The organism is Lactobacillus acetotolerans DSM 20749 = JCM 3825 (genome assembly GCF_001436775.1).
Lineage (GTDB): Bacteria > Bacillota > Bacilli > Lactobacillales > Lactobacillaceae > Lactobacillus > Lactobacillus acetotolerans.
Window position 1 is genome coordinate 1 of sequence record NZ_AYZC01000007.1, and the last position, 16,167, is coordinate 16,167.

Annotated in this window: 14 protein-coding genes, 2 tRNA genes, 1 pseudogene and 1 other annotated feature; of the genes and pseudogenes, 6 read left to right on the plus strand and 11 right to left on the minus strand. The window is 37.6% G+C overall.

Annotation, left to right across the window (positions count from 1 at the left end; translation table 11 throughout):
• Positions 1-78: 78 nt before the first annotated feature.
• The 3 genes and pseudogenes from FC77_RS01965 to FC77_RS01975 form a co-directional block, all read right to left on the minus strand.
• Positions 79-462, minus strand: a pseudogene (locus tag FC77_RS01965) (NUDIX hydrolase); the annotation flags it as partial.
• A 28-nt stretch (positions 463-490) separates the two neighbouring features.
• Positions 491-1,249: a LiaF transmembrane domain-containing protein gene (locus FC77_RS01970; protein ID WP_056969919.1), complete on the minus strand. Its 759-nt coding sequence runs from the start codon at positions 1,247-1,249 to the stop codon at positions 491-493.
• On the minus strand, positions 1,249-1,704 hold the full coding sequence (locus FC77_RS01975) for a LytTR family DNA-binding domain-containing protein (RefSeq protein ID WP_056969920.1): 456 nt from the start codon (positions 1,702-1,704) through the stop codon (positions 1,249-1,251). The genes FC77_RS01970 and FC77_RS01975 overlap by 1 nt, the downstream gene beginning before the upstream one ends.
• A 179-nt stretch (positions 1,705-1,883) precedes the next feature.
• Here FC77_RS01975 and FC77_RS08335 point away from each other — a divergent pair, with 179 nt between their 5' ends.
• Together FC77_RS08335 and FC77_RS08340 are read left to right on the plus strand one after the other, a co-directional pair.
• The gene (locus FC77_RS08335) at positions 1,884-2,345 is read left to right on the plus strand and encodes a UbiA family prenyltransferase (protein WP_263971094.1); all 462 of its coding nucleotides are present in this window, start codon (positions 1,884-1,886) and stop codon (positions 2,343-2,345) included.
• Positions 2,330-2,893 (plus strand): UbiA prenyltransferase family protein, encoded by a 564-nt coding sequence (locus FC77_RS08340; protein WP_263971096.1) that lies wholly within the window; start codon positions 2,330-2,332, stop codon positions 2,891-2,893. The genes FC77_RS08335 and FC77_RS08340 overlap by 16 nt, the downstream gene beginning before the upstream one ends.
• A gap of 48 nt (positions 2,894-2,941) precedes the next feature.
• Here the strand turns inward: FC77_RS08340 and purB are convergent, their stop codons facing one another.
• Positions 2,942-4,237 carry an adenylosuccinate lyase gene (purB, locus tag FC77_RS01985; RefSeq protein WP_056969921.1) on the minus strand — a complete coding sequence of 432 codons (1,296 nt, stop codon included), beginning with the start codon at positions 4,235-4,237 and terminating at the stop codon, positions 2,942-2,944.
• Positions 4,238-4,240: 3 nt separating this feature from the next.
• Positions 4,241-5,530 (minus strand): adenylosuccinate synthase, encoded by a 1,290-nt coding sequence (locus tag FC77_RS01990; RefSeq protein WP_056969922.1) that lies wholly within the window; start codon positions 5,528-5,530, stop codon positions 4,241-4,243.
• Between the two features lie 195 nt (positions 5,531-5,725).
• On the opposite strand from FC77_RS01990, the gene FC77_RS01995 reads away from it, so the two are divergent.
• The 4 genes from FC77_RS01995 (at position 5,726) to asnA (ending at position 8,465) form a co-directional block, all read left to right on the plus strand.
• Positions 5,726-6,718, plus strand: coding sequence for a GMP reductase (locus FC77_RS01995; protein ID WP_056969923.1), 993 nt, complete (start codon positions 5,726-5,728; stop codon positions 6,716-6,718).
• A gap of 184 nt (positions 6,719-6,902) precedes the next feature.
• A tRNA-Arg gene (locus FC77_RS02000) sits at positions 6,903-6,976 on the plus strand.
• A gap of 5 nt (positions 6,977-6,981) precedes the next feature.
• A tRNA-Pro gene (locus tag FC77_RS02005) sits at positions 6,982-7,055 on the plus strand.
• Positions 7,056-7,142: 87 nt separating this feature from the next.
• Positions 7,143-7,387: a binding site (T-box leader), on the plus strand.
• Positions 7,388-7,451: 64 nt separating this feature from the next.
• The gene (gene asnA / locus FC77_RS02010; protein WP_056969924.1) at positions 7,452-8,465 is read left to right on the plus strand and encodes an aspartate--ammonia ligase; all 1,014 of its coding nucleotides are present in this window, start codon (positions 7,452-7,454) and stop codon (positions 8,463-8,465) included.
• A gap of 43 nt (positions 8,466-8,508) precedes the next feature.
• Here asnA and FC77_RS02015 read toward each other — a convergent pair whose 3' ends face one another.
• The 6 genes from FC77_RS02015 to FC77_RS02040 form a co-directional block, all read right to left on the minus strand.
• Complete coding sequence (locus tag FC77_RS02015) at positions 8,509-9,171, minus strand: DUF4097 family beta strand repeat-containing protein (protein ID WP_056969925.1); 663 nt, start codon at positions 9,169-9,171, stop codon at positions 8,509-8,511.
• 169 nt (positions 9,172-9,340) lie between these two features.
• Entirely contained in the window at positions 9,341-10,744 is a 1,404-nt protein-coding gene (locus tag FC77_RS02020) for an APC family permease (RefSeq protein WP_056969926.1), read from the minus strand.
• A gap of 18 nt (positions 10,745-10,762) precedes the next feature.
• A complete protein-coding gene (locus tag FC77_RS02025; RefSeq protein ID WP_054681421.1) occupies positions 10,763-11,491 on the minus strand; it encodes a gamma-glutamyl-gamma-aminobutyrate hydrolase family protein in 729 nt (242 codons plus the stop codon).
• A 78-nt stretch (positions 11,492-11,569) separates the two neighbouring features.
• Entirely contained in the window at positions 11,570-12,946 is a 1,377-nt protein-coding gene (locus tag FC77_RS02030) for an amino acid permease (protein ID WP_056969927.1), read from the minus strand.
• Positions 12,947-13,027: 81 nt separating this feature from the next.
• A complete protein-coding gene (locus tag FC77_RS02035) occupies positions 13,028-13,777 on the minus strand; it encodes a hypothetical protein (protein ID WP_056969928.1) in 750 nt (249 codons plus the stop codon).
• A 116-nt stretch (positions 13,778-13,893) separates the two neighbouring features.
• Entirely contained in the window at positions 13,894-16,008 is a 2,115-nt protein-coding gene (locus FC77_RS02040) for an ATP-dependent Clp protease ATP-binding subunit (RefSeq protein ID WP_056969929.1), read from the minus strand.
• Positions 16,009-16,167 lie beyond the last annotated feature (159 nt).

Here is a 16,167-nt window from a genome sequence, read left to right on the forward strand (position 1 = left end):
ATGACTGCCTGATTCTATTCATTTACTCTCTATCAACAGGATTTGACAAAGAGCCCGAATGATCGCCTAACACTAGGTTAGTATGTTTTCAACTTTTATATTAATACCGGCTTCTTCTTTAGTTTCTTTAATGCAATTTTCTTCAACAGATAAATTAACTTCACACCAACCACCTGGCAAGGACCAACGATTATTATTTTCTTTTACCAATAAAATCTTTTCATCCTTAAATATAGCAGTCCTTGTAGCAATTTTAGGAGTTTGATAACCGACTTCATTACAAAATAAATTTTTTACCTTATTGATCGGTAATCCGGATTTTTCAGACATCATTTCAACAGAAATTTCTCTAATTTTTTGGTATCTTTCCTTATCAAAAGTATCTTTACCATAAGTTAATCCTGCTTGTGCAAGGCTTTGCAACTCGATCGCCCAATCAATTAATTTATCATTTGTTTTCATATAGCTAAATCCTCACTAATGTATCACTTTATACGTAATTAACCTCAACGTCACCTAAATTACTATGGCCGGTTAAAACCAATGTCGGACCATCACCAGTAGAACTACCATTAATTTCAACACCGCCAAGACCAGTCTTTAATTGATCATCAATCCGCCAAGATAACGGAATATAAAGCGCAACGTCACTCATTGATGCATTGATATCTACAGTAACAGTATCACCCGCAGCTTTAGCAGCATCCAGATAAACATTTACTTCACCCATTGAAGAATTAATATTTACTGTTCGCAGATTTTGTGAACGAATATAACGTGACACATCAGAGAATTTTTGGCTAATAACAATATTTTCATCATCAGTACTGCCATCGGATTCAGAAAAAACGTGCTCTGCATGAAATTTCTTGTTGTTACCAAGATCCGACCAATTACCTTTTATTTTCTTATTATTGACATAAATCGTTGGGCCCCAACTTCTCTTAAATAGCAGGTATAAACCAATCCAAATAAGAAATGCTGCCAGCAGGATTGTCCACGGAACAATTCGGGTGATCCTTAACGGCTTAGCATAAACAATTAATAAGAATGCAACAGAAAAGACCGATCCAAAAATACTTTTATTTACGAGACTTTCAATTAATGTAGCAGCAAAGATTACCGTCCAAAAAATGCTGGCAAATCCTAAGTGAAATGAAAACATATGCAGCTGATCCATTACTAAAAATATGGCTGCCGCTAATAAACTTATTCCCCAAAATATTCGTTTGATATTTCTTCTTTTCATTATGACGACCTTCTTTCATTTAACCGATCACGAAGATTACGGTAATAATGCCGCCAAACATAGACAGTTTTATATGAATCGTGAAATTGCACCTTACAGTCAGAAATTGATCGCGTCAGGGCATAAATCTGATCTAAATTTAAAATAGTTGATTTAGCCACTCGCATAAACTGGCTGCTTAGTAGATTTTCTAGTTCGTACAATTTATAGGCAACAACGAAAGCATCTTGCTTTGTATGAGCGATTACCTGCTTATCTTCTGTTTCAAAAAACAAGATATCATTTAAGTTTAAATAATAGGTTACCTTATTCTTCTTACCCTCAATTTGATCAGGATGATTGCTAATTTCTTGCAGCTGCCTATACATTTGCTCAATTTCAGGCGACATTTTCTTAGCGTGAATTGTGATGCTAGTTGCATTCACTTTCGGATCAAGTTCAATTTTTATTTTCACGATTCTCACCTGCCTCGATTGGTTATTCTTATTAAACTATCATTCCCTAACTAAATCTAGTTTATTTGACTAAGAGGTCATTTTATAAAACTAAGAGGATAAATATTGCCGATTAGTCTCACCCTTTATGATATGATTTTAATAAAGACTTTTTTACACTAGAATCTGGGAGTTTTCATATGGAACGAACGCAAAAATATAACAGAATGACTTTGACTGATTTTTTCGAATTGGTTCGACTCAATACTAAGTTAAACAGTTTAATGCCCTATTTAATCGGGATACTATTTACTTATTACTTCTTCCATACTTTTAACTGGCAGAATCCCTTAATATACCTAGTTGCCCAAGGTGCAATTGCCCTCTTTGTTACCGGCTTTAATAACGTTCAGGATTATCGCTTAGCCAAAAGCAATGATTTTAAGAAGAACCATAATGTTATTGGAAAAAATAAGTTATCCCCACGGACCGCAATGGATGTCATGCTTTCTTTACTGCTTATTGCAAGTATTTTAGGTATCTGGCTAACTGTTAGAACTAACTGGTTCATTCTTTTAATCGGAATCCCCGGCCTTTTAACCTCTGTATTCTATACTTATGGGCGGTACCCTTTTCTCGAACCCCGATTGGCGAACTTTTAGCCGGTTTATTTGAAGGCTTTGGCATAACCTTCCTAACGGTTTATATAAATGCCCCAATTAAAGAAATAGCAACCTTAAATTTCAATTGGCCCGCATTCAGCCTCAATGGTAATTTACAAAACCTGCTAATTATTTTTCTAATATCTCTGCCTGAGGTATTTTTTAATGCCGCTACTATGCTAGCTGATAATACCTGTGATCTGAAAGCAGACCTCCAAAATGGCCGGCATACGTTGCCATCCTACATTGGTGTTAAAAATTCCCTGCGTTTATTTGCTTACCTAACTTTAGGTACTTATGTAACGGTAACAATTGCCGTAATACTCCGTGTTTTGCCAATATGGCAACTATTAGTATTTATTACTTTACCTAAATTAATTAAAAACGTTAAGGCCTTTAACGCTAAACAGACTAAAGACATGACCTTTTGGGTTGATAAAAATAATAAAAAGCACCACATCCCAACAACCTTTGATTTAGCCCCACAGAACCTATCCCTCTTTCAGGCCATGCAAGTTATTGGTTTAATTTTAGGTATTTTAATCTAAAGAAAAAGTGTTAGGAAAAATTTCCTAACACTATTTTTATGCAATTTTTTATTCTAGACCAACCTTTTTAAAAATTTCATCAACATGGCGTAAATGGTAATGGTAGTCAAATGCATCAGCAACATCAGCTTTAGATAAGTAATTCATAACGTCACTATTTTCCACTAATTTTCTAAAAGAAGTTTGCTCATTCCAAGATTTATTAGCTAATTTTTGGACCATATCATAAGCTTGTTCACGGGATAAACCAGCTTCATCAATTAATTTTAGAAGTACCCGTTGCGAATAGATTAAACCGTAAGTTTTACCCATATTCTTAAGCATTGTCTTAGGGAAAACATCCAAATTAGACAAAATATTATTAAAACGATGAAGCATATAATCAACACCGATCGTGGTGTCGGGCAAGATAACCCGTTCGGCACTTGAATGTGAAATGTCTCGTTCATGCCATAATGGTACGTCCTCATAAGCAGTAATGATATGACCACGCATTACTCGTGCCATCCCACATAAATTCTCTGAGCCAATTGGATTACGCTTATGGGGCATCGCCGATGAACCTTTCTGTCCCGGACGAAAGTGCTCTTCAACTTCATGAATTTCGGATCTTTGCAAACCACGAATTTCGGTAGCCCAATTTTCAATACTGGTTGCAATTAGAGCAAGCATGGCAATATATTCAGCATGCAGGTCCCGCGGCAAAACCTGACTGGTAACCGGTTGCTGGGTTAAGTGCAGCTGCTTTAACACACTTGTCTCTACTTCTGGCGGAACGTTAGCAAAGGTTCCAACGGCACCGGATATTTTACCAGATTCTACACCCTTAGCCGCGTGTTCAAAGCGGTCAATATCCCGGTTGATTTCGGCATACCAGCGAGCCAGTTTTAAGCCAAAGGTGGTTGGTTCAGCCTGCACACCATGAGTACGGCCCATTTCAACCGTATCCTTATACTTAACTGCCTTTTCGGCAATCGTTTTTTTCAAATCATGCAGGTCTTTGCGAATGATTTTATCTGCCTGCTTAAGTAACAGACCTTGAGCAGTGTCTACAACGTCAGTTGAAGTTAAGCCAAAGTGCACCCACTTTTTCTCAGGACCAAGGCTTTCAGAAACGGTTCGAGTAAAAGCAACCACGTCGTGGTGCGTCACTTTTTCAAGTTCAGCAACACGTTTAGCGGTAAAAGTAGCATTCTTAGCAATTTTTTCTGCATCTTCTTTAGGAACTTCACCTTGTTCGGCCCAGGCATTAGTTGCAGCAATTTCTACCTTTAACCATGCAGAATATTTATTTTCATCGGTCCAAATTTTACCCATTTCTGGGCGAGTATATCGTTTAAGCATAAATTACATTTCCCACGGATTCTTTAAAACTATCGTTTGCTCACGATCTGGTCCCACAGATACAGTGACGAGCGGAACACCAACTAATTCAGAAATACGCTTCAAGAATTTTTGCGCATTTTCTGGTAAATCTTCCCATGACTTAGCAGCAGTAATATCTTCATCCCAACCAGAAAGTTCTTCATATACGGGCTTGCAACGATTAAGTTCCCTCAAACTTGCTGGATAATAATCAATCTTTTTACCATCAAGTTCATAAGTTGTGGCAATTTTAATCTTAGCAAAACCGCTGAAGACATCTAGTAAATTCAAACTTAATGCATTAATTCCCGACGCACGCTTAGCATGACGGAGTGCAACCGAATCGAACCAACCAACCCGGCGGGGACGGCCAGTAACCGTACCGTATTCATGGGCAGTTTCACGAATCCGGTCACCGGTCTTGTCAATTAATTCCGTTGGAAATGGACCGGCACCGACCCGAGTTGTATAGGCTTTGCAGACACCAACGACAGTATCGAAACGATTAGCTCCAACACCAATGCCACTTGCAATTCCACCAGAAATTGTATTTGATGAGGTAACAAATGGGTAAGTTCCTTCATCAATGTCTAACATGATGCCTTGTGCACCTTCAAAGAGAACTCTTTCATTATTGTCCAACGCATTATTAATTAATACTGATGTATCGGTTACATGGCTTTTCATTTTTTGACCATATTCATAATATCTATCAAAAATATCTGCAAACTTAAGTGCAGGTTTACCATAAATTTTAGTAAACAAGGCATTCTTTTCTTTTAAGTTTGCACGTAATTTGCCCGCGAAAGTATCCTTTTCAAGTAAGTCGCATACCCGAATACCAATTCTTGAAGCTTTATCCATATAGGTTGGTCCAATACCATTCTTGGTGGTTCCAAGTTTGTTAGCGCCCTTAGCTTCTTCTTGATATTCATCCTGTTTAATATCATAAGGCATGATAATATGCGCACGGTTAGAAATCTTTAACTTGCCGGTATCAATCCCATTCTTTTCCAAGTTATTGATCTCGCTAAGTAAAACTGCAGGGTTGATAACTACCCCATTACCAATCACCGCTGCCTTACTTGCAGCAAAAATACCCGATGGGATTAACCGCATTTTAAAAGTCTTACCATTAATAGCAATAGTATGGCCGGCATTATTACCACCAGCTGAGCGGACTGCATAAGCAGCATCCTTACTCAAAAAGTCAGTAATCTTTCCCTTGCCTTCGTCTCCCCATTGACTTCCAACAACTGCAACTGCTGTCATTACATTTCTCCTCTTAAAAAATCTATCAATATCACGTAAATTAGTCTAGCAATTCAACAACCATGAGTCAAGAAAAACACGAATTATTTTATTTAATATCTTTTTAATAGTTCGACTTTATTATTGACAAAATAAATTTTATCTCGTATAGTAACCTTCGTTTGGCAGGTTAAATATATAGGAGTTAATTTAAAAATGAGCAATTACTTTAGCATGGAAGCCTTTGATTATGATGATATTCAACTTGTACCTAACAAGAGTATCATCAAAAGCCGGCATGATGCAGATACTAGTGTTAAGTTTGGAAACCGAACATTTAAGATCCCCGTTGTCCCAGCTAATATGGAAAGCGTAATCGATGAAAAATTAGCCATTTGGCTTGCTCAAAATGGCTACTATTACGTAATGCATAGATTCCAACCTGAAAAAAGGCTCGCTTTTATTAGAAGAATGCACGAAAAGGGACTCTTTGCTTCAATTTCTGTCGGTATTAAAGACAGTGAATATGATTTTATTGATCAATTAGTCAAAGAAAACGTTAAGCCTGAATACATTACAATTGATGTGGCGCATGGCCATTCTGTTTACGTGATCAAAATGATCCATTATATTAAAGAAAAATTGCCAGATTCATTTTTAACCGCTGGTAACATCGCTACACCTGAAGCGGTTCGAGAACTAGAAAATGCTGGGGCCGATGCAACTAAAGTTGGTGTGGGTCCTGGCCGTGCTTGTATTACTAAACTTAAAACCGGGTTTGGGACCGGCGGCTGGCAACTATCTGCTCTAAGAATGTGCAGCAAAGCCGCAAGCAAACCATTAATTGCCGACGGTGGTATCCGTCATAACGGAGACATTGCTAAGTCGATTCGTTTCGGTGCTTCAATGGTGATGATTGGTTCAATGTTAGCCGGGCATGAAGAATCTCCTGGCAACGTGATCAAGATCAACGGTAAAACCTACAAACAATATTGGGGGTCTGCTTCTGAAGTTCAAAAGGGAGCATACCGCAACGTTGAGGGTAAGCAAATGCTCGTTCCTTACCGTGGTTCAATTAAAAAGACGCTTAAGGAAATGCAAGAAGATCTACAATCCTCAATTTCGTATGCAGGCGGCAAAAATTTAAATTCAATTAGGTTAGTGGACTACGTAATCGTCAAAAATACTATCTTAAATGGTGATAATTAGCTTAAATTTTTAAATTCATATTTCATCTAGATTATTTTCTTGTTAAAAAGCCTAGTCTTACATAGAAATAAAGAGCAATTTCCGATAGAATAAAGTTATCCAGTACTGCAAGGTAGTCAGTACTGGGTTTTTAAATACGCTTTTATTATAGAAAATTATGTTATAATAATTGCGGTTATGTTTTGCGCCCTTAGCGCAATTGGATAGAGCGTCTGACCTCGGATCAGAAGGTTGAAAGTTCGAACCCTTCAGGGCGCATAAAACGGGAAGTGGCTCAGTTTGGTAGAGCACCTGGTTTGGGACCAGGGGGTCGCAGGTTCGAATCCTGTCTTCCCGATTAGTTAAGAAGAAGTACTTTAAGAAAAAGGTACCTCTTTTTATTTGCAATTTTTACTAACGTGATGTTAAATAATTATTAATAAATTAAAAAGCAATGAAAAAGAAGAGTAAATAATTTAATTCTTTCAGTGAGTTAGTGGCAGTGTGAGACTAGCAGACCCTGAATTATTGAAAAACACTTTTAGCAGCTCGCCGAAATAAGAGCATTAGAGTAGGTCGAGACGTATCCAGTACGTTACCAAGCTGGTAGAGCATGTTTGTGCTTTATTGAGTTGGCCTAGTTTCTAGGCAATTTAGGTGGTACCGCGGAAAAAGCCTTTCGTCCTTAGCAAAATAAGGGTGAAGGGCTTTTTCTTTACCTTAATTTTCCAAAATTTTCCAAAGGAGAAATAAAATGAGTTTAATTTTACCTAAGGATTACCATCCTACCTTAACTGTTAGAGATACTGAAGCTGCGATCGTTTTTATCAGAGAGAGCTTTCAAGCAATTCTCGCCGACAAATTAAATTTGCAGAGAATGTCGGCCCCCATGTTCGTCGAAAAGAAAACGGGTTTAAACGATAACTTAAATGGAATTGAACGGCCGGTCGCCTTTGATATGAAGGCAATGCCGAAAGACGACACAATTGAAATCGTACATTCACTTGCTAAATGGAAAAGATTAGCTTTGAAGAAGTATGGTTTCGGTATGCACGAAGGCCTTTATACCAACATGAACGCAATTAGAAGGGATGAAGTCCTAGACAATTTTCATTCTATTTATGTTGACCAGTGGGACTGGGAAAAGATCATCAGTAAAAGGGAACGAACTGAGGAGACACTAAAGACCACAGTTAAGACTATCTTTGCGGCAATTAAAGAAATAGAAAAAGAAGTTACCGTTCGCTATCCTGGTTCTGTCTATCATTTAGCAGATGAAATTCATTTCGTTACCACCCAAGAACTTGAAGACCGATGGCCAGATATCAGTCCTGAGGAACGAGAAAATAAGATTGCTAAAGAAGACAAAGCTGTCTTCATAATGAAGATTGGTGATAAATTAAAGCGCAGTGGTAAACCACACGACGGCCGTGCACCTGATTACGATGATTGGCAATTAAACGGTGACATTATTTTTTGGTATGAACCATTGCAGCAAAAAATGGAAATTTCTTCAATGGGCATTCGTGTCAGCGAAGAAAGCTTACGCGAACAATTAAAGAAGGCTCACTGTGAAGAACGAGCTAAATTACCTTTCCATAGGATGCTTTTAAACGGCGAATTGCCTTACACTATCGGTGGCGGAATCGGTCAATCACGACTTTGTATGTTGCTTTTGGGCAAAGCTCATATTGGCGAAGTACAAGCCAGTGTATGGCCTAAAGATATGATAGCAAAATGTGAACAAGATCATATGCAAATTTTATAACTAACTAATAAGTCCTACACATTAATGTGTAGGACATTATTATCTATTTAACTATAATGCTGCCAGTTTCACTTCTAGCATTTAATACATTTTTACTGAGAATACGTTTGCGGTAAAAGTCACCACTAATACCTTTACCTGCAATTTCAATTCTGCCATCACTTGCATTTATCTGATAGCCCGTAAAATGCGAATTCCTTACAACAATATTGCCACCCTCAGTTCGTAATTTCGTACCTGAAGTTGTCGTTAAATTATTAACGGTAATCTTACTATCTTCACTTCCAACCGCAAGGCTTTTAGCACTAAGATCATTAATTAAAACGGCACCGTCTTGAGCATCGATCTTTACTAAAGTTAACTTTTCAGGAACCGTAACCACTATTGTTTGCTCACTATCATTTTTATGAAATCTCTTAGGTTTTTGCTCGATTGATAAAGAATCTTTATCCCGGTCAACTTCAGGCTTTAAATTTTCTTCACCATGATAAATAACAGCAAATTCCTTACCGGCTTTGACAGCAACTGCACTGCTTTGTGTTCTTACTCTTAGAGATTTAAATTTTCTATTCGTTAAAGTTTGATTGACCACCTTGGGTTTCGATTCATCTCTTGAATTATGCCTTACTATTGAACATGCCGTTAATGCAAAACCAATAATAAGGATCAGAACTATCGTTAAATTTTTTCTAGTCAATTTTCTCATTTATAAAAAATGACTCCCTGCATCCCTATTCACCACCTATTATTAAGTATATCAAAGACTAAAAATTCATTACACAAACTATTTAACGGTTTTACATTTTAACCCACAATAAAAAAGCCATTCCTCTACGAGAATGACTTTTTATAACTCATGTATTGCATGAGATATTCTATTTTTCGTTTTTACGTTCACTCTTAGAAATCCAGAACATAATAAGCGGTAAAATAATGAAACCAAAAATCATCATAGCAATTGCATACCAGTTAACACCAACAACCTTGCCGTTAACAACGATCCCAAATTGTACTTTCCAGTTATATTCAACTAGCAGGAAGACAACTAACAAAATCGATAAGATCGGCACAATAACATCGGTCCATGCACTCTTAGGAGCATCAAGTACCTTTTCTTTGCTCTTACCACAATAGAATTGGATAACAGCTAATGGCACAACGATGAAACCTAAGAATCTTACCATGGCACTCAAAGTGATGAGGTTAACCATATCATATTGGAAAGCCATCGGAATTAAGATTGCTAAAGCAACAGAAATAAAGAACGTTCTAATTGGGAAGTCATTCTTTGTTCTCTTCGTTAATGCCTTAGACATCTGGTTTTCACGGGCCATTGCTTCTAATATTCTTGGCGCATTAAAGCTGGAAGCAACGTTAATCCCAAACATGGAAACAAGTGCTCCAACTAAAATGAAGTCGCGTAAAATTTCATTCTTAAAGATTGCGGCAATAGCAACAACTTGTTTAGTTGTCATAAGTGCCCTTGGATTAACCAACATAGCAACGGCCACAACTCCAATATAAATTGCAGCGATTACCAAAATAGCAAGAGGAATTGCACGTGGCAAATTCTTTTCCGGCTCTTTCATATCTTCTGAACCAGATGCAACTGATTCAAATCCGGTAAATGCATAAAAAGCAGAAACAATTGCCATAACAAAACCGGTAGTGGTCAAAGTTGGTACAATCTTTTGCCCATTTTGGGTAATTTGGTCAACTGTGTTCAGATTGTGGGAAACACCCGTAGTAATAAGCAGAACCACTCCAGCTACAATAATCAAAACCAAAGCAGCTAACTTACCAATGGTAGCTAGGTTCATTACATACTTAACAACCTTTTGTCCAAATAAGTTAATGAGCGTAATTAAAGCCATTAAGATCAAAAAGCCGATCGTTACACTGAGTGTATTGTTAGGATCGCCACCAAAAATAGAAATGGTGGATTTGATTACCCCAACAGCCATAACCCCCCAAGCTACACTAGCTGAGAAGTATCGCAGTACACCCATATAGAAACCAACTTTATCACCAAAAGCAGCTTTAGAATAGGCATATGCCGCCCCAGATTTTGTAACATACTTAGAAGCTGCAGCAAATGAAATTGCTAAGATCGAAGCAAATATGGCTGCAATTAAGTAGACAAGTAGTGACTTGCTGCCTGCTTGACTAACAACACTACCAGGGGTTAAGAAAATACCCGAACCGATAATGGAGTTAATAGCCAAGAAGACAATTGACCAAAAGCCTAATTTATCCCCCGCTTTTGTATTATCATTCATTTTAATTTAATTACCTTCCTATTTTGCGTTATTAATTACGAATTTAAACAGGTTGTTCATAAAGGCGGTATCAGGATTACGGTGCAGCATTTCTGGATGCCATTGCACACCAATAACCGTACCTGCCTTGTTTTCTACTCCTTCAGGCACACCATCAGGTGCAACTGCAGATTCAATTAAATCTGGTGCAACCTTTTTAATCAATTGGTGGTGGAAGGAATTAACCATAAAGTCCGTCTTACCAAGTACTTTAGCAAGTTTAGTACCCTTCTTAACCTTCATTCCATGAGTAGGTAAAGTTGGAGTATTACCCTGTTCATGTTTATAAGTCAATTCTTTACGGTAGGAGATATCTTGATAAAGACTACCACCATGAGCAACATTAATAATTTGTGCGCCACGGCAAACACCAAGTACCGGAATCCCTTTTTCTTCGGCTAATTTAAGCAAAAGCATGTCAAAATGGTCACGTGCAGGCCAAGTTTCCCCAATCTTAGGTAATAACTCTTCACCGTATAAATGCGGATCAACGTCGTGGCCGCCAGAGAGGATCAAGCCTTGAACATGTTCAAGTTGACCTTTGATTACGTCATCATCCTCAATAACCGGAATAATGTACGGAATACCACCGTTTTGGACGACTGAATCAACATAATCTTCATTAACATAGCTGCGGCGATATCCGGGGAACATGCCACCACTATCAATAATTACGGATCCTGCGATTCCAATAACTGGTTTAGTCATTGTCTTCCTCCTTACTTACTTTTTATATGTAACGTTTATATTATAGAAAAAAGGTTTAATAAAGTACAATAATTTAACTTATCCTTTCCTATGCTTAATTACATATACCAAAGCAGTAGCGATTAATACAATTGCACCAATTGATACGGAAAGACGGGTTTCAGGATTAATAAACATGAAAATAACGATTATTGTTAGCATTAACAAAGCAAAATAATTTGAATACGGATATAAGGGCAATTTAAACGGATGTTTTTTCATTAATTTTGGATTTTTCTTACGGAAGTTCAACTCTGCCAGCAAGATTACAAACCAAGATACCATCCCCGGCAGAACTGAGGAACTATAAACAATAACAAATAAATTTGCCAAAGACTTGTTTAGGTATTGCACGATCACATTTAAAATAAAACCGATAAAAATACCACCGGTAATACCCAGAATCGCATGACTGGGAACAACTCGGTTAGAAACATAACCAAAAGTTTTAGGCGCTTCATTATCACGAGCTAACTTATAAAGCATCCGGCTTGATGAATAGATTCCTGAATTAGCTCCTGACAAAGCTGCTGTCAACACAACAAAATTAATGATGGAGGCTGCCGCAGTAATTCCTACTTTGGCAAAGGTCGTAACAAATGGCGAGCCGATTGAGCCCAACTTATTCCACGGATAAATGGTTACGATAACAAAAATTGCACCAACGTAGAAAATCAGAATTCGCCAAAGAACGGACTTAACCGACTTGACGATCGCTTTTTTAGGATTAGAAACTTCACCGGCAGAAATTCCAATTAATTCAATTCCTTCATACGAACCGGCAACAATTGCCATTGAAAAGAGAAAGCCTTTAATTCCGCCGGTAAAGAAACCACCATGAGCCCATAAATTGGAAAAGCCTATTGGGTGGCCACCATTACCGAAGCCAAATAAGATGACCATAAAACCTAAGATAATCATCAAAATAATGGTAACCACCTTAATCATTGCAAACCAAAATTCGAGCGTTGCGTAAGCCTTCGCACTGACTAAATTAGCCAATAACAAAAATAGGATAACAACTACACCGGCAATCCAATCAGGACTACCTTTCCACCAAAAACGTAAATACTGGGTAGTTGCTACCACTTCTGAAATACCAACAATCACGTACTGAAATACGTTAGCCCATTCAGCTAAGTAACCAGCAATTGGATGAACATGTTCTGTGGCATAATCAGCAAACGAGCCCGTTCCAGGATCAACGTAAAGCATTTCACCTAATGCCCGCATGACGATATACAGAATTAGGCCGACAAACATATAAGCCAACAATACAGAGGGTCCGGTCCACTTAATTGTTGAACCAGCTCCCATAAAGAGGCCTACACCAATCGCTCCTCCAAGGGAGATCATTTCCATTTGTCCAGCTGTCATCGACCGCTTTAAATGTGGTGCTTTATTATCTTCACTCATAAAATCCCTCCCTTTCACAAAAAATAGATTATTTCAAAAAGAAATAATCTATTCCAATTTTCATTATTAAAAATATATCATTTATTTCTTACTTTTTCTTTCTTTAACCCTGTTATTCATATACGCAGTGGCTATAACTACTACAACGATAAAAAGCGTCCAAAGTACTTTTTCAAAATTAATTGGGCCAAATAATGGCAATGTACCAACTATTTGAATAACAAACAAACTAGTAGTAATCCAGGTTAACTTGCCACGATAAAACTTTAGCCAATTAATAATTGCGTAAACAATATCCAAAAAAGCTAAGAGTAAAATACCGTAAACAAAGACAATTTGTGCCCATTGCGGCATAAGCCAAATCATCGTCCCACTAACTGCCAACATAAGTACAAGTATGAGTGAGGTATAGCCCACGACAAAGCTTAGAACTATCCGCAACAAAACTAGGATTACGTCCCAGCCATCCTGAAAGCTGCTTAAGTTAAAATAAATCAATCCCAAAACAGATGGTGCGGCGAACAACACTGCTAATAAAGAGGCGGCAACAGGCCCGCCATCGATCATCCCCAATGGCATATCAGACATTGTCTGTGAAATGGTAATAATTAAGTTAATTACCAAAAGGCAGTCTAAAATGATTTTTATTATTCTATTCTTATCACTAAACCAAAAAGCAATTGCGGCAAGCAAAAACAGAATTCCATATACTATGGAGATAGCTTCGCTGCGGCCATTCCAATCTGTAAAGAATATTACCCCCGCAGAAGCTACAGCTAATAACGTTAAAACAACTTTTACTGTAATATCAAACGTTTTATTTTTAAACATATTATTCCTCGTTTATGTAAATACCCTGTCTATTATACAAAAATTGGACAAAAAAAGAGGTTATCCACATGGGAATAACCTCTTTTATTGTGTTTTCAGACTTATTTAGTTAATAATTAATCTTTATCTTCTTTTTTGTCTTTTTCAGCGTCGTCTTTCTTAACCTTTTCTTCAAGATTTGGAGAAATATCCAAGACAGACTCACCGTTTAAGTACAAGTGCTTATCATCAGCTGTGAACTTAACGTTATCAGTATCTGGCTTTCTCATAATTAGCTTAGCAATCGGAGTCTCAAGATCTTGTTCAACAACCCTTCTTAATGGACGAGCACCGAACTTCTTGTCGTAACCCTTTTCTGCCAAGAATGTCTTAGCTTCAGGAGAAACCTCAACACTGACATCTTTCTTAGCCAGAACATCGGACATCTTCTTAAGGTAGATATCGATAATCTTAGTCATATCTTTCTCAGTCAATGAGTTGAATGGTACGATTGCATCCAAACGGTTCAAGAATTCAGGTCTGAAGTATGTTTCAAGAGCCTTGATCAACTTCTCATGGTCAACTTTACCGTTCTTAAGCAGTTTATCGGAATAACCTGCGTTGGAAGTCATGATCAGAATAGTATCCTTAAAGGAAACAGTTCTGCCTTGAGCATCAGTTAACCGACCATCATCCATAATCTGCAGTAATGCGTTGAATACCTGTGGGTTAGCTTTTTCAATTTCGTCAAACAAAATCAAACTATATGGTTGGTGCCGAACTTTTTCAGTTAATTGACCACCTTCACCATAGCCTACGTAGCCTGGTGCAGAACCAATCAACTTGTTAACAGCCATCTCATCTTGGTATTCAGACATATCCAAACGGATTAAGTGCTTTTCACTACCAAATAATTGGATAGCTAATTGTTTAGCCAATTCCGTCTTACCAACACCGGTAGGACCAGTGAGTAAGAATGAACCAGTAGGTCTGTTATTATCTTTAAAGACTTGCTTACGAGCAATAGCATCGGTAATTACATCGATAGCCTTATCTTGATCAATAACAACTTTCTTCAAGTTCTTAGCCAAGTCGGCGTTCTTCTGCCCCTCATCAGCATGAAGTTCACTCATCGGGATCTTAGTTTCCTCTTCAATCAAAGAGTAAATATCCTTCTTAGTGACAGTTGGTGTATCAGCACTCTTATCAACATGTTTAAGGTCGTCTTGTAATTTATCGATCTTCTTCTTTAAATCACCGGCTTTATCGTAATCTTCACTCTTAACCGCATCGGCTTTTTCAGATTTCAGAGACTTAATCCGTTTCTTGATACCATCTTCGTCACGTGGTGCAGCTGTCAAAGACTTCTTAGCACCAGCCTCATCCATCAAATCGATGGCTTTATCTGGTAAATAACGTCCTTGAATATATCTTTGTGACAAAGTAACTGCAAGTTTCAATGCGTCATCATCATATTTTACGTGGTGGAAGTCTTCATACTTCTTCTTCAAGCCTTCCAAAATCTTAACCGTTACCTTAGATGAAGGTTCTGGAACTTGAACTGGTTGGAACCGACGAGCAAGAGCTGCGTCTTTTTCAATTTCTTGATACTCACTGGTAGTAGTAGCACCAATTAACTTCAAATCACCACTAGCAAGTGCCGGCTTCAAAATATTAGCAGCGTCACCGTTGTTATTTTCAGAGTCAGTAGAACCTGCTCCCATAATGTTGTGTAATTCATCGATAAAGAGAATGATGTTAGGATCTTTCTTAGCTTTATCAATGACCTTCTTCAGACGCTCTTCAAAGGACCCACGAAGACTAGAACCTGCAACCATATCGTTGATATTAACTGCAATAATGTGCATGTCCTTCATCTTTTCAGGGACATCACCCTTAGCAATTTTTTCAGCTAAGCCTTCTACGATAGCAGTCTTACCAACACCGGCAGGACCAATCAAAACTGGATTATTCTTCTTACGTCTGCTTAAAATCTCAATTACAGCCTTAATTTGTTCATCACGGCCAATAACCGGATCATATTTATTCTTCTTAGCTTGTTCAACTAAATCAACACCAATCGGCTTGCCACCTTTACCCTGTTGTGGGCCTTGTTCAAAGCCTTGTGGTGTTCCATTAATATTACTTGAATAGTGAATAGGAATGGAACCATCGGAGCCACCACCATTATCAAAGAAAGAACCGTTTAATTCATTAAATAAGTTATCAAAATCGTTGTCAAAGTATGCCATATATGCAAACACTCCTTGTATTGGAATTTGAAATTAGCACTCTATATAGTTGACTGCTAATTCCTTACACTTATTAGTATAACAGGTTATCCACAAAATGCAAGTCTTTTTTGAAAAGTTTTCCACACTTTTTCAATTATTTGTGAAATAATAATTATT

Bases quoted from the DNA above. Each gene is read 5' to 3' on its own strand.
- FC77_RS01970 (WP_056969919.1), bottom strand. From the start codon at position 1,249: ATGAAAAGAAGAAATATCAAACGAATATTTTGGGGAATAAGTTTATTA.
- FC77_RS08335 (WP_263971094.1), top strand. From the start codon at position 1,884: ATGGAACGAACGCAAAAATATAACAGAATGACTTTGACTGATTTTTTC.
- purB (WP_056969921.1), bottom strand. From the start codon at position 4,237: ATGCTTAAACGATATACTCGCCCAGAAATGGGTAAAATTTGGACCGAT.
- FC77_RS01990 (WP_056969922.1), bottom strand. From the start codon at position 5,530: ATGACAGCAGTTGCAGTTGTTGGAAGTCAATGGGGAGACGAAGGCAAG.
- FC77_RS01995 (WP_056969923.1), top strand. From the start codon at position 5,726: ATGAGCAATTACTTTAGCATGGAAGCCTTTGATTATGATGATATTCAA.
- asnA (WP_056969924.1), top strand. From the start codon at position 7,452: ATGAGTTTAATTTTACCTAAGGATTACCATCCTACCTTAACTGTTAGA.
- FC77_RS02015 (WP_056969925.1), bottom strand. From the start codon at position 9,171: ATGAGAAAATTGACTAGAAAAAATTTAACGATAGTTCTGATCCTTATT.
- FC77_RS02020 (WP_056969926.1), bottom strand. From the start codon at position 10,744: ATGAATGATAATACAAAAGCGGGGGATAAATTAGGCTTTTGGTCAATT.
- FC77_RS02025 (WP_054681421.1), bottom strand. From the start codon at position 11,491: ATGACTAAACCAGTTATTGGAATCGCAGGATCCGTAATTATTGATAGT.
- FC77_RS02030 (WP_056969927.1), bottom strand. From the start codon at position 12,946: ATGAGTGAAGATAATAAAGCACCACATTTAAAGCGGTCGATGACAGCT.
- FC77_RS02035 (WP_056969928.1), bottom strand. From the start codon at position 13,777: ATGTTTAAAAATAAAACGTTTGATATTACAGTAAAAGTTGTTTTAACG.
- FC77_RS02040 (WP_056969929.1), bottom strand. From the start codon at position 16,008: ATGGCATACTTTGACAACGATTTTGATAACTTATTTAATGAATTAAAC.